The organism is Arthrobacter sp. Marseille-P9274, assembly GCF_946892675.1.
Taxonomy (GTDB): domain Bacteria; phylum Actinomycetota; class Actinomycetes; order Actinomycetales; family Micrococcaceae; genus Crystallibacter.
This window is the reverse complement of record NZ_CAMPOV010000001.1, coordinates 288201-305528: the sequence shown is the minus strand read 5'-3', so window position 1 is coordinate 305528 and position 17328 is coordinate 288201. Positions and strand designations below refer to the sequence as shown.

The 17328-nt window shown below is 66.3% G+C and carries 15 protein-coding genes; 10 read left to right on the top strand and 5 right to left on the bottom strand.

Annotation, left to right across the window (positions count from 1 at the left end):
- Nucleotides 1-24: 24 nt before the first annotated feature.
- Nucleotides 25-1188: a glycoside hydrolase family 3 N-terminal domain-containing protein gene (locus OC550_RS01410; protein WP_262103527.1), complete on the bottom strand. Its 1164-nt coding sequence runs from the start codon at nucleotides 1186-1188 to the stop codon at nucleotides 25-27.
- Nucleotides 1189-1430: 242 nt separating this feature from the next.
- Between OC550_RS01410 and OC550_RS01405 the strand changes: the two genes are divergently transcribed.
- The 3 genes from OC550_RS01405 to OC550_RS01395 all read left to right on the top strand — a co-directional run bounded on the left by OC550_RS01405 (nucleotide 1431) and on the right by OC550_RS01395 (nucleotide 4625).
- The gene (locus tag OC550_RS01405; RefSeq protein WP_262103526.1) at nucleotides 1431-2735 is read left to right on the top strand and encodes an MFS transporter; all 1305 of its coding nucleotides are present in this window, start codon (nucleotides 1431-1433) and stop codon (nucleotides 2733-2735) included.
- 63 nt (nucleotides 2736-2798) lie between these two features.
- A complete protein-coding gene (locus OC550_RS01400) occupies nucleotides 2799-4061 on the top strand; it encodes an alpha-hydroxy acid oxidase (RefSeq protein WP_262103525.1) in 1263 nt (420 codons plus the stop codon).
- Between the two features lie 150 nt (nucleotides 4062-4211).
- A complete protein-coding gene (locus tag OC550_RS01395) occupies nucleotides 4212-4625 on the top strand; it encodes a DUF4383 domain-containing protein (RefSeq protein ID WP_262103524.1) in 414 nt (137 codons plus the stop codon).
- Between the two features lie 75 nt (nucleotides 4626-4700).
- On the opposite strand, the gene OC550_RS01390 is transcribed toward OC550_RS01395, so the two are convergent.
- Nucleotides 4701-5693, bottom strand: coding sequence for an SDR family NAD(P)-dependent oxidoreductase (locus OC550_RS01390; protein WP_262103523.1), 993 nt, complete (start codon nucleotides 5691-5693; stop codon nucleotides 4701-4703).
- Between the two features lie 3 nt (nucleotides 5694-5696).
- Nucleotides 5697-6203, bottom strand: coding sequence for a DUF2231 domain-containing protein (locus tag OC550_RS01385; protein WP_262103522.1), 507 nt, complete (start codon nucleotides 6201-6203; stop codon nucleotides 5697-5699).
- Between the two features lie 331 nt (nucleotides 6204-6534).
- On the opposite strand from OC550_RS01385, the gene OC550_RS01380 reads away from it, so the two are divergent.
- On the top strand, nucleotides 6535-8007 hold the full coding sequence (locus OC550_RS01380) for an amino acid permease (protein WP_262103521.1): 1473 nt from the start codon (nucleotides 6535-6537) through the stop codon (nucleotides 8005-8007).
- Between the two features lie 176 nt (nucleotides 8008-8183).
- Complete coding sequence (locus OC550_RS01375; RefSeq protein WP_262103520.1) at nucleotides 8184-8882, top strand: maleylpyruvate isomerase family mycothiol-dependent enzyme; 699 nt, start codon at nucleotides 8184-8186, stop codon at nucleotides 8880-8882.
- Between the two features lie 14 nt (nucleotides 8883-8896).
- Here OC550_RS01375 and OC550_RS01370 read toward each other — a convergent pair whose 3' ends face one another.
- Nucleotides 8897-10873 carry an amino acid transporter gene (locus OC550_RS01370; protein WP_262103519.1) on the bottom strand — a complete coding sequence of 659 codons (1977 nt, stop codon included), beginning with the start codon at nucleotides 10871-10873 and terminating at the stop codon, nucleotides 8897-8899.
- 332 nt (nucleotides 10874-11205) lie between these two features.
- Between OC550_RS01370 and OC550_RS01365 the strand changes: the two genes are divergently transcribed.
- The 3 genes from OC550_RS01365 (at nucleotide 11206) to OC550_RS01355 (ending at nucleotide 13780) form a co-directional block, all read left to right on the top strand.
- Nucleotides 11206-11460: a hypothetical protein gene (locus OC550_RS01365; protein WP_262103518.1), complete on the top strand. Its 255-nt coding sequence runs from the start codon at nucleotides 11206-11208 to the stop codon at nucleotides 11458-11460.
- A 54-nt stretch (nucleotides 11461-11514) separates the two neighbouring features.
- Nucleotides 11515-12123: a low molecular weight phosphatase family protein gene (locus OC550_RS01360; RefSeq protein WP_262103517.1), complete on the top strand. Its 609-nt coding sequence runs from the start codon at nucleotides 11515-11517 to the stop codon at nucleotides 12121-12123.
- A gap of 283 nt (nucleotides 12124-12406) precedes the next feature.
- Entirely contained in the window at nucleotides 12407-13780 is a 1374-nt protein-coding gene (locus OC550_RS01355; protein ID WP_262103516.1) for a sugar transferase, read from the top strand.
- A 325-nt stretch (nucleotides 13781-14105) separates the two neighbouring features.
- Here the strand turns inward: OC550_RS01355 and OC550_RS01350 are convergent, their stop codons facing one another.
- Entirely contained in the window at nucleotides 14106-15686 is a 1581-nt protein-coding gene (locus OC550_RS01350) for a polysaccharide biosynthesis tyrosine autokinase (protein WP_262103515.1), read from the bottom strand.
- Nucleotides 15687-15996: 310 nt separating this feature from the next.
- Here OC550_RS01350 and OC550_RS01345 point away from each other — a divergent pair, with 310 nt between their 5' ends.
- Complete coding sequence (locus OC550_RS01345; RefSeq protein ID WP_262103514.1) at nucleotides 15997-16608, top strand: 50S ribosomal protein L25/general stress protein Ctc; 612 nt, start codon at nucleotides 15997-15999, stop codon at nucleotides 16606-16608.
- Nucleotides 16609-16614: 6 nt separating this feature from the next.
- Nucleotides 16615-17202, top strand: a complete 588-nt coding sequence (pth, locus tag OC550_RS01340; protein WP_262103513.1) for an aminoacyl-tRNA hydrolase — start codon at nucleotides 16615-16617, stop codon at nucleotides 17200-17202.
- The last annotated feature ends 126 nt before the right edge of the window (nucleotides 17203-17328 follow it).

The following is a 17328-nucleotide window of genomic DNA, read 5'->3' as shown; positions in this document are numbered from 1 at the left end:
GGGTAAATTACAGCCGGGCGGCGTCTACGTCCCCGCATGCTTCACTTCGAGCACCTTCAGCGCTGCCGCATCGATCTTCGCCCGGAAGGCAGGATGGGCCAGCGCGTAGTTGTGCAGGTACCGCTGCATGGCGGGCAGGTCGCGGGCGTCGGTGCACAGCAGCATGGTGCCGCCGGCGTTGAAGAAGGCACGTGCCCGCGTGCTGTAGGACCAAGGGGAGAGCTGCGCCGCATTGCACAGGTCGTCGGAGATCACGATGCCGGTGAAGCCCAGTTCGGTGCGCAGCATGGTTCGCATGATGGTTGGCGAGAACGGGCCGATGTGGCGGGCGTCGATCTTTGAATAGTAGGCGTTGGACACCATGACCCAGCGGGCACCCGCACCGATGCCGTCCTTGAACGGCCGCAGGTAGGCATCGCGGCGCGTCGTGACGGTGTCCGTGACGCCGCGCGAAATGTCGGTGTTCAGATGTACGCGGCCCAGCCCCGGGAAATGCTTGATGACCGGGGCGACCCCAGACGCCTTCATGCCCTTCGAAAACGCCACCACGTCGGCGGCTACGTGTTCGGGGGTGTTGCCGAACTCGCGGTTCCAGTAGCCGATGGGAAGGTTGTAGGCCCCGATGGACGCCGGAACGGTATCTGCCACCGGCGCCAGGTTCACATTCACCCCGGCAGAGCGCAGCTGCCCGCCCCATCGCTGAGCGCTGACCTGCACGGAACGTGGAAGCCAGCGGCCTTGATGCAGAGCGGTCGGAATTTTTTCAAAGCCCGGGCCGCTGAGCACCTGGACATATCCGCCTTCCTGGTCGGTGGCGATGAACAGGGGAATGCCACCGGTGGAGCGCGAGGATACGGTCGCGCGCAGGGCGTCGGTCACCCTTCGGGTGGCGGCGACGCCCTTGGAACTGCGGCCCGACAGGAAGATATTCCCCATGTGGAAGCGCTTGATCATGGCCAGGTCGCTGCTGCTGGCACCGGTAGCCGGGACGCCGCCCATGACCACCTGGCCGATCCGCTGGTCCAGGGTCAGCTTGGCCAGCTGCTGCGCCGGGGTGGGAACCGCGGCCGTAGTCTCCAGGACAAGGGACGACGGCGGACTGCTCGCCTGCGCCGGTCCTTGGGGTGCCGCCGTGGTCAGGCCGAGCACCACGGCCGCCGCAAGGGCCGCAGTCCAGCGAAGTGACATATCCCTGCTCCTCATGACGGGCCGGACGGAAGATCCAAGCAGCACTCTACGCGCGGCCGCGCTGCCCCAGGCCGGCCGCAAGGTTCCAAATGGGAAACGATTCAGTGAGCGCCGGGCTATGCGCATCGATCGGAATGAAAGCTGCGCCACACCTTGACGTGGCAGCAGTCACACCCTACAGTTTTCTGTGGTCGGACCACATGGTAGGGCCACATAGGCTCCGATTCCCATAGGAGAAATTCGTGACGGTCACTACGTCCTCGCAAAAAACCCAGACCCCGGAGAAGCTGAACTACCGAGTGCTGCTCGGCAGCCTCAGCGGCAGCGTCATCGAGTGGTTCGACTTCCTCGTCTACGGCACGGTTGCAGCCCTGGTCTTCAACAAGCTCTTTTTCCCGAGCGACAACGAGTTCGTGTCGACGCTGCTCGCCTACATCTCGTTCTCGCTGACGTTCTTCTTCCGTCCCCTGGGCGGCATCATCTTCTCGCATATCGGCGACCGCATCGGCCGCAAGAAGACCCTCTTCATCACGCTCATGCTGATGGGCGGCGGCACCGTCGCCATCGGCCTGCTGCCCGACTACGCGGCCATCGGCATCGCCGCCCCGATCCTGCTCATCGCCTTCCGCATCCTGCAGGGCCTGGGCATCGGCGGCGAATGGGGCGGCGCACTCCTGCTCGCCTACGAGTACGCGCCGAAGAACCGCCGCGGCCTCTACGGGGCCGTGCCGCAGATGGGCATCAGCCTGGGCATGCTGCTCGCCGCCGGCGTCGTCGCGCTCCTCACGATGCTCCCGGACGGGCAGTTCATGACGTGGGGCTGGCGCGTGCCGTTCGTCGGCAGCGTGGTGCTCGTCTTCATCGGCCTCTGGATCCGCAACGGCCTCGACGAGACCCCCGAGTTCAAGCGGGTGCGGGAGAAGGGCGCCCAGCTGCGCCTGCCGATCAAGGAGGTCCTCACGAAGCACCGCGGCGCCGTGCTGGTCTCGATCGGCGCGAAGGCCGCCGAAACGGGCCCGTTCTACATCTTCGGCACCTACGTCATCGCCTACGCCACCGGCGTCCTCGGAGCGCGGCAGAATACCGTCCTCCTCGCCGTCGCGGCGGCCGCGCTCGTTGCGACGATCTGGATGCCCATCTTCGGGCGCATCTCCGACAGCATTCCGCGCGCCAAGCTCTACCGCTGGTCGGCCACGGCTACGATCCTGCTCGTGGTGCCCTACTACCTCGTGATCAACACGGGTGCCACCGTGGCACTGTTCGTGGGAACTATCGTCGGATTCGGCATCCTGTGGGGCAGCGTCAACGCGATCCTCGGCACGCTGATCGCCGAAAACTTCGCCCCCGAGGTCCGCTACACCGGCGCCTCGCTCGGCTACCAGCTCGGCGCGGCGATCTTCGGCGGCACCGCCCCGATCATCGCGGCCTGGCTCTTCGAGGTCAGCGGTGGACAGTGGTGGCCCATCGCCGTCTACGTCGCCGGCTGCGCATCCGTTTCGATCGTGGCGTCCTTCTTCATCAAGCGCGTCGCGCACCAGGACAGCTAAAGCACCCGGCAGCACCGTTTCCGGACAGGACTGTTTCCAGGATTTCCAGAGAGGACCAGCACCATGAACCGCCAGCTTCCCAAACCCGCAGAAATCTTTGAACTCATGCAGTTCAAGAAGCCCGAGCTGAACGGCAAGAAGCGCCGGCTCGACGCGGCACTCACCATCGACGACCTGCGCCGCATCGCCAAGCGGCGCACCCCCGCGGCCGCCTTCGACTACACCGACGGCGGCGCCGAGGGCGAGATCTCGATGCAGCGCGCCTGCCAGGCCTTCGAGGACATCGAATTCCACCCGGACATCCTCAAGCCGGCGGCCCACGTCGACACCTCGACCACCATCCTCGGCGGCCTCTCGGCCCTGCCCTTCGGCATCGCCCCGACCGGGTTCACCCGCCTCATGCAGACCGAGGGCGAGGTCGCCGGGGCCGGTGCCGCCGGAGCCGCGGGCATCCCGTTCACCCTGTCCACGCTGGGCACCACCTCCATCGAGAACGTGAAGGCCGCCAACCCTGCCGGCCGCAACTGGTTCCAGCTCTACGTCATGCGCGAGCGCGAAATCTCCTACGGCCTGGTAGAACGCGCCGCGCAGGCCGGCTTCGACACCCTCATGTTCACCGTCGACACCCCCGTCGCCGGGCACCGGATGCGGGACAAGCGCAACGGCTTCTCCATCCCGCCGCAGCTCACCGCCGGCACCGTCCTGAACGCGATCCCGCGCCCGTGGTGGTGGATCGACTTCCTGACCACGCCCAAGCTCGAATTCGCCTCGCTGTCCTCGACCGGCGGCACCGTGGGTGACCTGCTGAACTCCTCGATGGACCCGACCATCTCCTACGAGGACCTGGAGATCATCCGCGCGATGTGGCCGGGCAAGCTCGTCGTCAAGGGCGTGCAGAATGTGCCGGACGCGGCCAGGCTCGTCGAGCTCGGCGTCGACGGCATCATCCTCTCCAACCACGGCGGCCGCCAGCTCGACCGCGCCCCCGTGCCGTTCCACCTGCTGCCTAAGGTGGTCCGCGAGGTGGGCCGCGACGCGACGGTCATGATCGACACCGGCATCCGGAACGGCGCGGACATCGTCGCCGCCGTCGCCCTCGGCGCGAAGTTCACGCTCGTCGGCCGCGCCTATCTCTACGGCCTGATGGCCGGGGGCCGCGAGGGCGTCGACCGCATGGTCGGCATCCTCCGCAGCGAGATCGAGCGCACCATGGCCCTGCTCGGCGTCTCCTCGCTCGAGGAGCTCGAACCCCGGCACGTCACCCAGCTCAGCCGCCTCGTGCCCGTGCCGGAGTCCAGCGTCACCGCAGCCGAGTGCCTGGCGTAAACAACGACGGCGGCGCCCACCTCCGCGCTATCGGCGGCGGCGCCTGCGGCCGGCACCAACGACGGCGGTGCCCGCCTTTGCCGCGGCAGTATCGGTTCGCTTCGCGCGGGACGATACTGCCGCTGTCGCCATTTCGCGGGGCCTGAAAACGTGCAGAAGGCTGCCCTGGCCGTCGGCGCCGTCTTTCTCCTCGTCGGCATCCTCGGCTTCATCCCCGGGATCACCTCGAACTACGACCAGCTCGGCGCAGCCGGCCACCACTCGGAGGCGCTGCTCCTGGGCGTCTTCCAGGTCTCGATCCTGCACAACATCGTGCACCTGCTGTTCGGTGCCGCCGGCATCGCGGTGGCCCGCAGCATTTCCGGCAGCCGCAACTATCTGATCTGGGGCGGCGTGATCTACCTGGTCCTGTGGCTCTACGGGCTGTTCATTAATAAGGACTCGGCAGCGAACTTCGTCCCGGTGAACACCGCCGACGACTGGCTGCACTTCGTCCTGGGCGTCGGCATGATCCTGCTCGGCGTCGCCCTCACCCGGGATCGCCGCCGCGATACCGTCCGGTAGCGTCCCCTATTCCTCCCCGGGCGCCCGGCAGGTCATTCGCCATCACGGCCTGTGACCGCCGGGCGCTTTTCCCTGTCAACGTTTCCTTCGTGTCCCGCCGACGACGGCGGCGCCAGCGGCGAGTGCGCCGGCCAGCAGCAGGCGTGCCCTCACCGAGCGCCAGCCGCCCGTGACCGCGTTGGACTCGGGCCGGGGCGCGAACACGGTTCCAGTGTCTGGGGCAACGTGAGGTTCCCCCAATGCTGCGCCGGGTCTCCCGAGGGCAATCCGGTCCATTAGGACGGGGACCAGCGCGTCATGGACGCGGGGGAGCAGGTCGTGCAGCGGGACGAAGGTCCGCTGTGCCAGCCCGGCCATGGCCTCGGGCCGCGGACGGGACGCCAGCTTCACGATCTGCCGGGCCACGCGCTTCGGCCCGGCCACGGGCGGCAGCGGCCTGACATTGTGCCCGGTGTAGTTCGCGGCGTGCTGGAAGATCGGCGTATCGATGGACGCGGGCAGTACCAGGCAGACGTGGATGTCCTTCTCTGCATGCAGTTCCTGGCGCAGCACCTCGCCAAGCCGGAGCAGGCCGGCCTTGCTCGCGGCGTAGGCGGAGACATACGGCGTGCCGATCCTCGAATAAATGGAGCCGACCATGATCAGCACGCCCCGGCCCTGCTCCCGGAATTGCGGCAGCACCGCCCGGATCCCGTGCAGCTGCCCGGTCAGGTTGGTCTCGAGCAGCCGGCGGAACACGGCGACGGGTGTCTGTTCCACGGTCCCGTACGCGTAGACGGACGCCGCGCCGACCCAGACGTCGATCCGGCCGAATTCCCGCACCGCGGTCCGGGCCAGGCGCTCCACCTGCGCCTCGACCGTCACGTCGGTGGGCACGGTCACGGCCTGTCCGCCCAGCGCGCGGCATTCCTCCGCAGCCTCGGCCAGACTGGATTCGCTCCGCGCCGCGAGCACCAGCCGGGCGCCGCGCCGGGCGAACTCGTGCGCCGTTGCGCGACCGATCCCGCTCGAGGCGCCGACGATCACCACCACGGGCGCCCCGCCGTCGTCGTTCCTGTGGCGGCGCACCACCTACCGGAACCCCTCGCTCTGGGTCTGTTCGTCCGCCACCCGGACCCCGTAGTGGTAGGCGAGCATCCCGCCGAGGTAGCCCGACGCGGAGAGCAGGCCCAGCCCGATGATGCTAAGGATGAAGCCGACCACGCTCAGGTCCTGGTACCCGGCGGCCTGGCGGACCAGGAACGCGATCAGGAACAGCACGGTGACCAGCAAGTTCAGCGCCATGTGGATCGTCGCCGTCCGCTTCGCCTTGGTGCCCGCTGCCAGCTGTGCGTAGTCGAGGAACCCGAAAATCGCGGCGACCAGCGCGCCGACAATGCCGATCCCGGTCAGCCACACGGCGCCGCGCGCGAACACCTCCGAGTCCTCGGTGAAGATGGCCGCGAGGTCGAAGATGACCACGGCGATCCATGCGCCGATCGGGACGGTGATCAGGATCGGATGGAAGGGGTGGCCGTACGGCCCGGCCAAGGCGGTTCTGGGCTGCTTGGCCCGCTGCTGCGCCGACTGGTCTGCCATGGCTCCTCCTGAGGATGGAGTTTCGGATACACCTGCCGCCATCCAAGCACCAGCTGCGCGGAAGCAACAGGGCCCAAGGTGGATTGCCCTTGCTTGGGTGGAGGCGATGCATCGGGAAAGCCGAAGGGTATCCATCACGATCCGTTGATTTTGCTGATGGGCGTGACGGTGCATACTAGATCGGGACGATGATGCCTGCCCCTCACCGCCCGTCCTAGCGGCTAGGGGATCCCTTACGAAACTTCCGGTCCACGCTCGTCTTGGCCGGGCCGACCGCGCCCGCCTCACGGTGCCGCGGCGCCGGAGTTCTTCCAATCAAGGAGTACGTTTCATGCGCTCTGACGCGCCTACTCAGCCGGCCGGCGCCGCATCGCCCGGCCTGTCCAAGTCGCTGAAGCCCCGGCACCTGTCGATGATCGCCATCGCCGGCGTCATCGGCGCGGGGCTGTTCGTCGGCTCCGGTGCCGCGATCCAGCAGGCCGGCCCCGGCATCCTCGTGGCCTACGCCGCCGCGGGCCTCGTGGTGATCCTGGTGATGCGGATGCTCGGCGAAATGGCCGCCTCCAACCCGGAGACCGGCTCCTTCTCCACCTATGCGGACAAGGCACTGGGCCGCTGGGCCGGCTTCAGCATCGGCTGGCTCTACGCCTGGTTCTGGATCATCGTGCTCGGCATCGAGGCCACCGCGGGTGCGGCGATCGTGCACCGCTGGGTTCCCGGCGTGGACCAGTGGGTCTGGGCGCTGATCCTGATGGTGCTGCTGACCCTGACCAACGTCGCCTCGGTGAAGTCCTTCGGCGAGTTCGAGTTCTGGTTCGCCTCCATCAAGGTGGCCGCGATCGTGGGCTTCCTGCTGTTCGGCATCGCCGCGATCCTCGGGCTGCTGCCCGGCGTTGACGCCCCGGGCCTGACCAACCTGACCGGCCAGGGCGGCTTCTTCCCGAACGGCGGCGCCGCCGTGCTGGCGGGCATCCTCGTCGTCGTCTTCTCCTTCTTCGGCGCGGAAATCGCCACCATCGCCGCGGGCGAATCCGCCAACCCGGTCGACGCGGTTAAGAAGGCCGTGCGCTCCACCGTGTGGCGCATCCTGGTCTTCTACATCGGCTCGATCGCGATCGTGGTGACCCTGCTGCCGTGGAACGACACCTCCGTGGCGAAGAGCCCCTACGTGGCGGTCATGGAGCTGTACGGGATCCCGGGCGCCGGCGTGATCATGGACATCATCGTGCTGACCTCGGTGCTGTCCTGCCTGAACTCCGGCCTCTACACCGCCAGCCGCATGCTGTTCTCCCTCTCCACCCGCGGCGACGCTCCGCGCTCCTGGACCAGGATCTCCAAGCGCGGCGTGCCCGTGGCCCCGGTGCTGGCCTCGACCGTGGTCGGCTTCATCACCGTGGGCCTGAACTACATCGCACCGGACACCGTGTTCCTGTTCCTGGTCAACACCTCGGGCGCCATCGCCCTGTTCGTCTGGCTGGTCATCGCCGCCTCGCAGCTGATCCTGCGCCGGCGCTTGGGTACAGAGGCCAAGAACCTGACGCTGAAGATGTGGTTCTTCCCGTACCTGACCTGGCTGGCGATCGGCAGCATCGTCGCGCTGCTCATCGGCATGGTCATCCTCGAGGAGACCCGTGAGTCGCTGATCCTGTCGGTGGCGCTGGCCGCCGTCGTCGTGGCGCTGGGCGTCTGGCGGTACCGGCGCGGTGGGAACGCCTCGGTCGAGGTGGACGCCGCTGCGGGCGAGCCGGAACGTGCGGCCGAGCCGGAAGCGGCCGCCGAACCGGAGCCCGCGCTGCGCAAGTAGGCCTGGCCCGCCGCGGCCTGCCACCCCATCCGCAACGGCGGCGCCGATTCATCGGCGCCGCCGTTGCCGTGCGGAACAGCCCCGAACCCGCGTCCGCCGCGGCCCATACGATCCCGATATGGAACAGCGCGGCAGGGATAATGGTTTGGACGCGGGCCCGTGGCTAGGCTGGCGGCATGAGCAATCGATCACTTCTGCACTCGGACCTCTCCCGTCTGGATCGGGAAACCGGCATGTTCCTGGCCACCGTCTCGTCCCTCTCCGACGACGAGCTGGCCGCTCCCTCCCTGTGCGAGGGGTGGACCCGGGCCGACGTCATCGCCCACGTCGCCTCCAACAGCCACGCCCTGCTGAACCTCATCGACTGGGCAACGTCCGGCGAGGAGCGCCCGATGTATGCCTCGCCGGAGGCCCGCGCGGAGGCGATCTCCAACCTGGCGGCCCTGCCGCGGGAAGAGCTCGTTGCGGAGCTGCGGGAGTCCGCCCGGAACTTCGCCGAGCAGGCCCAGCGGCTGGGCGGGGAGCTCGCGGCCCCCGAGGTGCGGGTCAACACCAAGGTTCTTCCCTCGACGTCGATCGTGGCGCTGCGGATCGCCGAGGTGGTGGTGCATCATCATGATCTGGACACGGCCTGGACCATCGAGGAGGCCGACCCGGACTCGCTGCTGAATGCCCTCGACTCCGTGGTGGGTACGCTGCGCAGCAAGGACGCGCCGGGAATGACGCTGGTGACCGAAGAGGGCGACGAGTGGGTCATCGGCGACGGTGGCCTGCGCGTCGAGTCCGACCGCGAGGGCCTGCTCCAGTGGCTGTCCCGCGGCGATGCCGAACATATCCAGGCGGAGGGCCCGTTGCCGGCACTGCCGTCCTGGTAACCACGCGGACCGGCTCAGCCGACGTGGACCTGCGGGCGCCGGGCGGTGTCCGGTTCTGCTTCGCGGAGCACCTCTCGGGTGAGCGGAGCGATTTCGCCAACGCCCAGGAAGAGGAAGCGCAGGAAGTTGGCGAGGGGACTGCCCTCGGTCCAGCGGAAGTAGATGTGGGGCATCAGCCCGGTGACGTCGCGGATGTGGAGCAGCACGGAGGCGATGGTGTTGGGGACGCCCGGGCCGTGGACCTCGAGGACCCGGTAGCCGTGCCGGGTCACGCCTTTGACCCGCAGCTCGGTTTCGAACTCGGAGGAGTCGTCGATGACCACTTCGAGGAAGAGCGGCTCCTCGGTGAGGGGCAGGTGGCCGATTTCGACGGCGGCGGCCACCTTCTGCCGGTAGTCGGCGGCGCCGCTGTCCGAGGGCTCGTGCGCGATCAGCGCGATGGGTCCTTCGAGGATCGGGGCCATGAACTCCAGCGCCTGCTGGTCCAGGTGGACTCGGGTGGCGTGCAGCTGGAAGGACCGGCCCACCCGGGACAGCAGCGAGACGACGATGATGCCGGCGATGAAGAGGGCGGCGATCCGGATGCCCTCGGGCCGTTCGAAGATGTTGGCGACCGTGGTGTACGTGAAGACCAGCGAGATGGCGCCGAACGTGATGGTCCGGCGGTGCTGCTTCCGGCGGCGGGCCGAGAGCGTGGCCGCCACCGCTGCCGACGTCATCAGGACCAGGAAACCGGTGGCGTAGGCCCCGCCCTGAGCCACCACGTCGGCGCCGAAGAGCCAGGTAATCAGGAAGCCGATGAGGCTGAACACCAGCACCAGCGGCCGGACGGCCTTGGCCCAGACCGGGGCCATCCCGTAGCGGGGGAGGTACCGGGGGACTAGGTTCAGCAGGCCCGCCATCGCGGACGCGCCGGCGAACCAGAGAATGGCGATGGTGCTTAGGTCGTAGAGGCTGCCGAAGCCAGCTCCGAAATGCTCGTGCGCCAGGTAGGCCAGCGCGCGCCCGTTGGCCTGCCCGCCGGGCTGGAATTCTTCGGCCGGGATGAGGACCACGGTGACGAAGCTGCTGCTCATCAGGAAGACGCTCATGATCACAGCGGCGGTGGCCAGCATGTGCCGGGTCCTGCGGATCCGGCCCTCCGGCTTGTCCTCGGTGTCGTCCTCGTCGCCGCGGATCTGGGGCATCACGGCCACGCCGGTTTCGAAGCCGGACAAGCCCAGCGCCAGCTTGGGGAAGACGAGCAGGGCGATGCCCACCGCCAGGAACGGGTTGCCGTGCGACATCCACAGGGCGGACCACCAGTTGTCCAGGGCCGCCGGATGGGCCAGGACTTCCAGCAGCGCGTTGGCCACGACCACCGCGTTGAGGCCCAGGTACAGGACGACCAGGACGACGGCGACCCCGATCGCCTCCGTAAAGCCGCGCAGGAACACCGCTCCCAGCAGCGCCAGCAGGAAGAGCGTGACCAGGACGTTCTGGCCCTCCAGCCAGCCCGGGGCGGCCGGGTTCGCCAGTGCGTGGACCGTGGCGTCGGCGGCCGAGAGCGTCATGGTGATCATGAAGTCGGTGGCGGCGAAACCGAGCAGGACCAGGACCAGCAGCTTGCCCGCCCAGCCCGGCAGCAGCCGCTCGAAGATGGCGATGGACCCTTCGCCATGAGGGCTTTCCCGGGCCACCCGCCGGTAGACGGGCAGCGCGCCGAGCAGGGTCACGGCGAGCAGCACCACGGTGGCCAGCGGGGAGATCACCCCGACGGCCAGCGCCGCGATCGCCGGCTGGTAGCCCAGGGTGGAGAAGTAGTCGACGCCGGTCAGGCACATCACCTGCCACCACGGGTGCTTCTTCTCATAGGGCGCGCTAACCCTGCCGGGGCCCAGATGGGTTCCCTTGCTGTCCTGCAGCCCAAACAGCAGCCAGCTCCTCAGCGCTTCCCTGCGGCTTGGCCGCGGAGCCGATGGATCGGCCGGCGGCCAGCTCAATGTCGTCATGGCTTCCGTCCCGCACCGCCCGGCGCGGCGCGTTCACAGTTGCAGTAAACACCGGCGGGACAGCGTGCGCACCCTCCGGGGCACTTTCTTGACGGATCATTTACGCCCGCCATTCATGGCCGGGAGTACGACGGCGGATGTGCGGCCTGAGTGCCTGCCGTCAGCTCAACGTGAGCTACCGGAGAAGACCCGGCGGGGAACGTTGGCCGAACTTTTGCCGACATGGGCTTCGGCCCGCCGGACGGTGGGGCAGAGTGGGGGTGCGAGACGACTCGCACCCGCCGGAGCGCGTCCTGCCGTCCGGGGGTGGAAGCCGCCACCGGAGGATGACCATGGAAACTTACGACGTTCTGGCCAGCCGACACTGCAACGATCGCTGGACGGCCGACACCGTCCGTAGCATGGCGCCGCGGCTGCAGTCCGATCCGGAGCTCGCCGAGTTCGTCGCCACGGCTCCGGACATGGCCCGCGCGCTGAAGGCCGTCCTCAACCTGGACCTCGGCGAGGACGCTGAACGCCGCGTTCGCGCCGAAATCAACGCCGTCCTCCGCCGCTCCGCCAACCCGCTGCTGCCCCCGCGGATCTAACCGGCGCCTTCTTCGTTTGGCGGAGCCGGACGCCCCGGCGCTAGGGTTTAGTCCATGATCCGCATCCTCACCATCTGCACCGGCAACATCTGCCGCTCGCCCATGGCCGAGCGTATCCTCCAGCAGAAGTTCGACGAGATCCGGCCGGGCCTGTTCGAAGTCCGCAGCGCCGGTATCCAGGCCCTCACCGGGAAGCCCATGGACGCCCGGGCCGAAGGCTTGCTCCACGTGCTCGGCGGAACCTCGGACGGCTTCGTCGCCCGGCAACTACAGGAGATGCATCTGGCGAACGCGGACCTGGTCCTCGCGATGGGCGTCGAGCACCGGGACCGGATCCTGAACCTCATGCCGCGTCTGCTCAAGCGCACCTTCACCGTGCGTGAACTCGCCCGCATGGTGGGTGCGATCGCAGCAGACCCTGAGATGGACGTTCCGGGGGGAACATCTGACGAGGAGGTGGAGTACCGCTGGAAGCGGCTGCCCCATCTCGCTGCGCTGAAGCGGCATCAGACCCACGCAGCCGACCCGCTGGAGGACGAGGTCGTGGACCCCTACCGCCGCGATGACGAGGTGTACCGGCAGATGGTGCATGAGTTGGTTCCGGCCCTCGACAGACTCGTCGATTTTGAACGTTCGTACCACCAGCGGGCCTATTTCGGCTAAAACTACGTAAACGATTAACGACCCCGGCTTCTTATTCGAATAGCCACCGTATAATTTTCAGCGGGAATGATCCTGTCCGATCGGGCAGGGGTCGAGGGGGAAATAGATGGGTCCAACAGTGGAGCAATCGAGGAATTCGACTGAAACGATTGAGCGGGAGTCGGTCTCAGTCGACGCCAAGCCGACACAGGATGAAGCTCGCAAACAATTGGCTGCCGGCCGAGTCGAAGAGGAACGTGACTGGGGCAAGTCTCTCAAAACCAGGCTCCTCCTCACGGACACAGTGGTAATCATCGTCTCGCTTCTACTCGCGCAGGTCCTTCGGTTCGGTGTTTCGGACGAGGAACTCGTCGGCTCCGTCTTCGGCGATGCGTATTGGATCATTTCCGCCATCATTGCGGTGCTATGGCTTCTTGCGCTCATGATTTCGCAGAGCCGCGCCCTGCCCGTTCTCGGCGTGGGCAACGACGAATACCGCCGCGTTATCAACTCGACCTTGGGCACCTTCGGCGCCGTAGCCATCGCTGCCATGCTGCTCAAGTACGACGTCGCCCGCGGCTATCTGGCGATCGCGCTTCCTGTAGGGCTCGCACTGCTCTTGGCCACCCGGCACTCCTGGCGCCGCTGGCTGGTCCGCCAGCGAGCAAAGGGCCGCTTTACTCACCGCGCCCTGATCGTGGGCTCGATGTCCGACGTGGAATTCGTGGCGGGCAAGATCTTCAAGTCGCCGCAGACCGGCTATCGCCTCCACGGCGCCGCCGTACGCCCTTCGGAGGAAACCGTCGTCACCATCGACAGCCGTCACACCATCCCCATCGTGGCGAGCCCGGATTGCGTTGTCGACGTCGTCAAGCAAGATGGCTATGACACCGTCATCATCGCGGGCACGGCAACAAATGGACATCGCTTCCTGAAGGAACTCAGCTGGGCTCTCGAAGGAACGAATACGTCCTTGGTCGTGGCCAGCAAGCTGGTCGACGTGGCCGGCCCCCGCATCCATTGGAAGCCGGTCGAGGGCCTCCCGCTGATGAGCGTGGAGATGCCGCAATACGACGGCACCAAATTCATCTGGAAGCGTGCCTCGGATGTTCTCGCCGCGGGTTTTGGCCTACTGGTCCTGTCGCCCATCATGCTCGCCGTTGCCCTTGCCATCAAACTGGATGACCGCGGTCCCATCTTCTTCAAGCAGGAGCGGGTTGGTATCCAGGGGAGCCGGTTCGGGATGATGAAGTTCCGCTCCATGGTCGTGGACGCCGAAGCACGTCTGAGGGAGCTCGTGGCTCAGAACGAGGGCAACGGAACGTTGTTCAAGATGAAGAAGGACCCTCGGATCACCCGGGTCGGCGCCTTCATCCGCAGGTATTCCCTCGACGAGCTGCCTCAACTGTGGAATGTGCTGGTGGGGGACATGAGCCTTGTCGGACCCCGCCCCCCGCTGCCTCGTGAGGTCGCCGAGTATGAGCAGCACACCCACCGCCGGCTCCTCGTCCGCCCCGGCATCACCGGCCTCTGGCAGGTCAGTGGCCGTTCCGATCTGTCCTGGGAAGAGAGCGTCCGGCTGGACCTCTACTACGTGGAGAACTGGTCTTTGGCGGGCGACCTGACGATCATCGCGCGCACAGTCAAGGCCGTCGTGGGCAAGGACGGCGCGTACTAACCCTCCTTCGTTCCAAAACAAGTCCCGGTCCTCATCAAGGGGCCGGGACTTTTGTGTCGCTATACGCCGGGGTGCCGGGCCTCGTTGCCCGTGTTTGCTTCACCTCCCGCTGCCGCTACGAGGCTTGTTCTTCACGTTGACGATCAGTGATGGACGTCGGCTCGGTGGATAAAAACGGTGTGCAGCCTCTGGAATGATTCCCTGCAATTGATCGCCGCGAACCACTTCCGTTTCGTTAGGGCTGGCAGAAGCGGGGAACGGGCCAACATACGCAAGAGGCCGATACAGTCCTTGACTGCATCGGCCTCTTGTAAGTGAAATCGCTTTAGCGCCGTGAGGGCGGCATCCTTCTCGCTGACACCGGCTCACCTGACAGGAGAGCCTTGAACTCGTCCTCGGGCTCCAGCTGCATTGTGGCTACGGGCTCGGGAGCCGCGGTGCGGCGGGGCTGCTTGCGCCGTCCTTTCTGGACCGGTTCGACCTCGTCCTGCTGGTAGTACTGGCCGTAGTAGCCGTACTGGGCGGCATCGGCGCCCTGTGTGGGGACACGGTTGAGGATGGCGCCAAGTATGTGCGCGTCAACCTTCGCAAGGTTGCCGAACGCCTTGCCGATTTCGTCCAGGGACGTGCGCCCCGCATTGATGACCACCATTGCCCCGTCCGCGATCCTGGACAGGATGGCCGCGTCCGTCACCGGGAGCAGCGGGGGAGCGTCAATGAGAACCGTGGCATGCGCCGCGAGCTGTTGGAGCATATCTGCCATGGCCTTGGAACCCAGAAGCTCGCTGGGATTCGGCGGGACTCGTCCGGCGCCTAGGACGGCAAGATTCGGCACATGGCCCCACACCTGCAGGACATCCTCGAGCTCGGCCTGGCCGCTGAGGACGTCGGTAACACCGGCGCCCGGTACCAACCCGAACATGCTGGTGACGACGGGGCGCCGCAGGTCACCATCGACGACGACAACGCGCTTCCCGGACGCTGCAATCGTCACCGCCAGGTTGGCGGTCACGCTCGACTTGCCTTCGCCGGGGACGGAGCTTGTCACGGCGATGATCTTCGGCGGATTGTCGACGTCGACAAAACTAAGGTTCGTGCGAAGTTCCCGCAACGCTTCCGACATGGCGTGCGCCGTGCGGTCGCTGTTGTTGTCGATAGCGCCAGTCTCGACGACCTGCCGATGGTCCTGCATCCGCTTGTCCAACGGGATGGTGCCGATGACAGGTACGCCGAACTGCTGCTCGATCACGTCGGCAGAACGCACGCGGCGGTCGAGATGATTGCGAATTAGCGCGTAGGCGACTCCGAGCATCAGGCCTAAGACCGCGCCGATGGCCAGGGTCAGCTTGACATTGGGCGACACTGGAGAGGTTGGCAAGGCAGCTTCGGCGAGGGGAACCAGCCGGACTGCCGCCTGCGCATCTTCAGTTCCGGCGGACTCTATCTGCTCAACCTGCGCCGCGAGTGCGGTTACCCAAGCGTCGGCCAGATTACGTGCTTCAGCGGGGTCTCCTGCGGAAGCCGTAATTCGGAGTTCGGAAGTGTCAACCGGAGCCTCGACTTCAATATTCTCTAGTAGGGCGCTAGTGCTCAGCGGCAATCCGAGTTCATTGATAACAGCTTGGGCAACCGGGCGCGTTGTCGCCATGTTCTGGTAGACAGTGGCCTTCGATTTGGAGAGCTCATCGGCTGCCAGCGCGGCGTTCAGGTCTTTGGCGCCCGAGGCCATGACGTTTCCGCTGGCCTCGGCCTGGTAAATCGGCTTCTGGAAGAACGTCCAGCCGAAGGCCAGGAGCGTGACAACCAGTGCGATAGCGGCGATTCCTCGCCAGTAAGTGTGGAGAACCCGCAGATAGTCACGGAGTTCGAGGCCTTGTGGCTGCTCTTCAGTTCGGTTCAATTCCACGAGACTTTTGCAGTCCTTCCCATTGCGGTGATTCGGCCCCAAGTCAGCCTAAAGTCTAACCCAGCACGCATGAACAGAAGGTAACGAGACTTCCCTTTATCCGTCCGGGCTTAAAGATTTCATGGGTGGGCCATAGAAGGTGGAATTTCTGGGACAGAGATGGCGCTGTTAGGATGGACGGCGACGCCTAGGCGAGGGAGCATCCTCCATTCGAGAATGTATCCGTTATCGACGGTGGCTAGATAATCAACTCTCTAGACATTCCCTGCAGCTCCGGCATTCACCCGTTGAGATCTAAGTAGGAGACAACATGTCTGACCTGAAGCTTTCCGCAGAAGTCCGCCGCGAATTCGGCAAGGGCGCCGCCCGCCGGGCCCGCCGCAACGAGCAGATCCCCGCCGTCATCTACGGTCACGGCGCCGAGCCGCTGCACGTGCTGCTGCCGGCCAAGGCAACCACGCTGGCCCTGCGCACCGCCAACGCCCTGCTGACCCTCGATGTGGAAGGCGAACAGCACCTGGCCCTGGCCAAGGACATCCAGCGCAACCCGCTGCTCCAGATCATCGAGCACGTCGACCTGCTGACCGTGCGCCAGGGCGAAAAGGTCCAGGTCGACGTCAGCGTTCACGTCGACGGCGAGATCGCCGCGGGCGCCGTGTTCAACCTTGAGCACCCGACCGTCCTGGTCGAGGCCGACGCCACCCACCTGCCCGAAAACCTCACGGTCAACGTCGAGGGCCGCGAGGTTGGCGAGCACGTCCACGCCTCCGATCTGGTTCTGCCGAAGGGTGTCGCCCTACTCGTCGACGCCGACACCATCATCGCCACCGTCTCCGCCCCGGCCGTGACCGAGGAAGCCGCTGAAGGCGAAGTCGCCGAAGAGGGCGCCGAGGCTGCTCCGGCCGAAGAGTCTGCCGAGTAATCTTCCTTGGCGGAAAACACCTGGCTCGTAGCCGGGCTCGGAAACCCCGGGCCCGGCTACAGCCGTAACCGCCACAATGTGGGCCAGATGGTCCTCGATGAACTCGCCTCGCGTTTCGGCGGCGTCTTCAAGTCCCACAAGGCCCACGCCCAGGTGGTGGAAGGCAGGCTCCGGCCTGGCGGACCGCGCGTCATCCTCGGCAAGCCGCTGACCTTCATGAACCTCTCCGGCGGTCCGGTGTCGGCCCTGGCGAAGTTTTACGGTGTGGAGCCGGATCACGTCATCGCGGTACACGACGAGATCGATATCCCCTTCAACACGGTGAAGCTCAAGATCGGCGGGGGAGAGGGCGGGCACAACGGTCTACGCGACATCTCCAAGGCACTCGGGACCAAGGACTACTACCGTGTGCGGGTGGGCGTCGGCCGTCCCCCGGGTCGCATGGACACAGCCGACTACGTGTTGAAGGACTTCGCCACGGCCGAGAAGAAGGACCTGCCGTTCCTGCTTAGTGATTCTGCCGATGCCGTCGAACTCCTGATCGACGAAGGCCTGCTGACCGCGCAGCAGAAATTCCACACAAGCGGCCAGTAGACGAATTCTGTCCACTGACTTATGATCGAGTGTCGGAAGATGGACGTCTTCCGCCAGAGCGACGTGTCGCTCACAGCCTATGTGGCTCCGAAAACGGGGGGCCGACGATGGGCGGCCTCTGAGACT

Coding starts and splice junctions, on each gene's coding strand:
- OC550_RS01410 (WP_262103527.1), bottom strand. CDS start 1,188: ATGTCACTTCGCTGGACTGCGGCCCTTGCGGCGGCCGTGGTGCTCGGC.
- OC550_RS01385 (WP_262103522.1), bottom strand. CDS start 6,203: ATGGCAGACCAGTCGGCGCAGCAGCGGGCCAAGCAGCCCAGAACCGCC.
- OC550_RS01345 (WP_262103514.1), top strand. CDS start 15,997: ATGTCTGACCTGAAGCTTTCCGCAGAAGTCCGCCGCGAATTCGGCAAG.
- OC550_RS01400 (WP_262103525.1), top strand. CDS start 2,799: ATGAACCGCCAGCTTCCCAAACCCGCAGAAATCTTTGAACTCATGCAG.
- OC550_RS01380 (WP_262103521.1), top strand. CDS start 6,535: ATGCGCTCTGACGCGCCTACTCAGCCGGCCGGCGCCGCATCGCCCGGC.
- OC550_RS01365 (WP_262103518.1), top strand. CDS start 11,206: ATGGAAACTTACGACGTTCTGGCCAGCCGACACTGCAACGATCGCTGG.
- OC550_RS01360 (WP_262103517.1), top strand. CDS start 11,515: ATGATCCGCATCCTCACCATCTGCACCGGCAACATCTGCCGCTCGCCC.
- OC550_RS01375 (WP_262103520.1), top strand. CDS start 8,184: ATGAGCAATCGATCACTTCTGCACTCGGACCTCTCCCGTCTGGATCGG.
- OC550_RS01370 (WP_262103519.1), bottom strand. CDS start 10,873: ATGACGACATTGAGCTGGCCGCCGGCCGATCCATCGGCTCCGCGGCCA.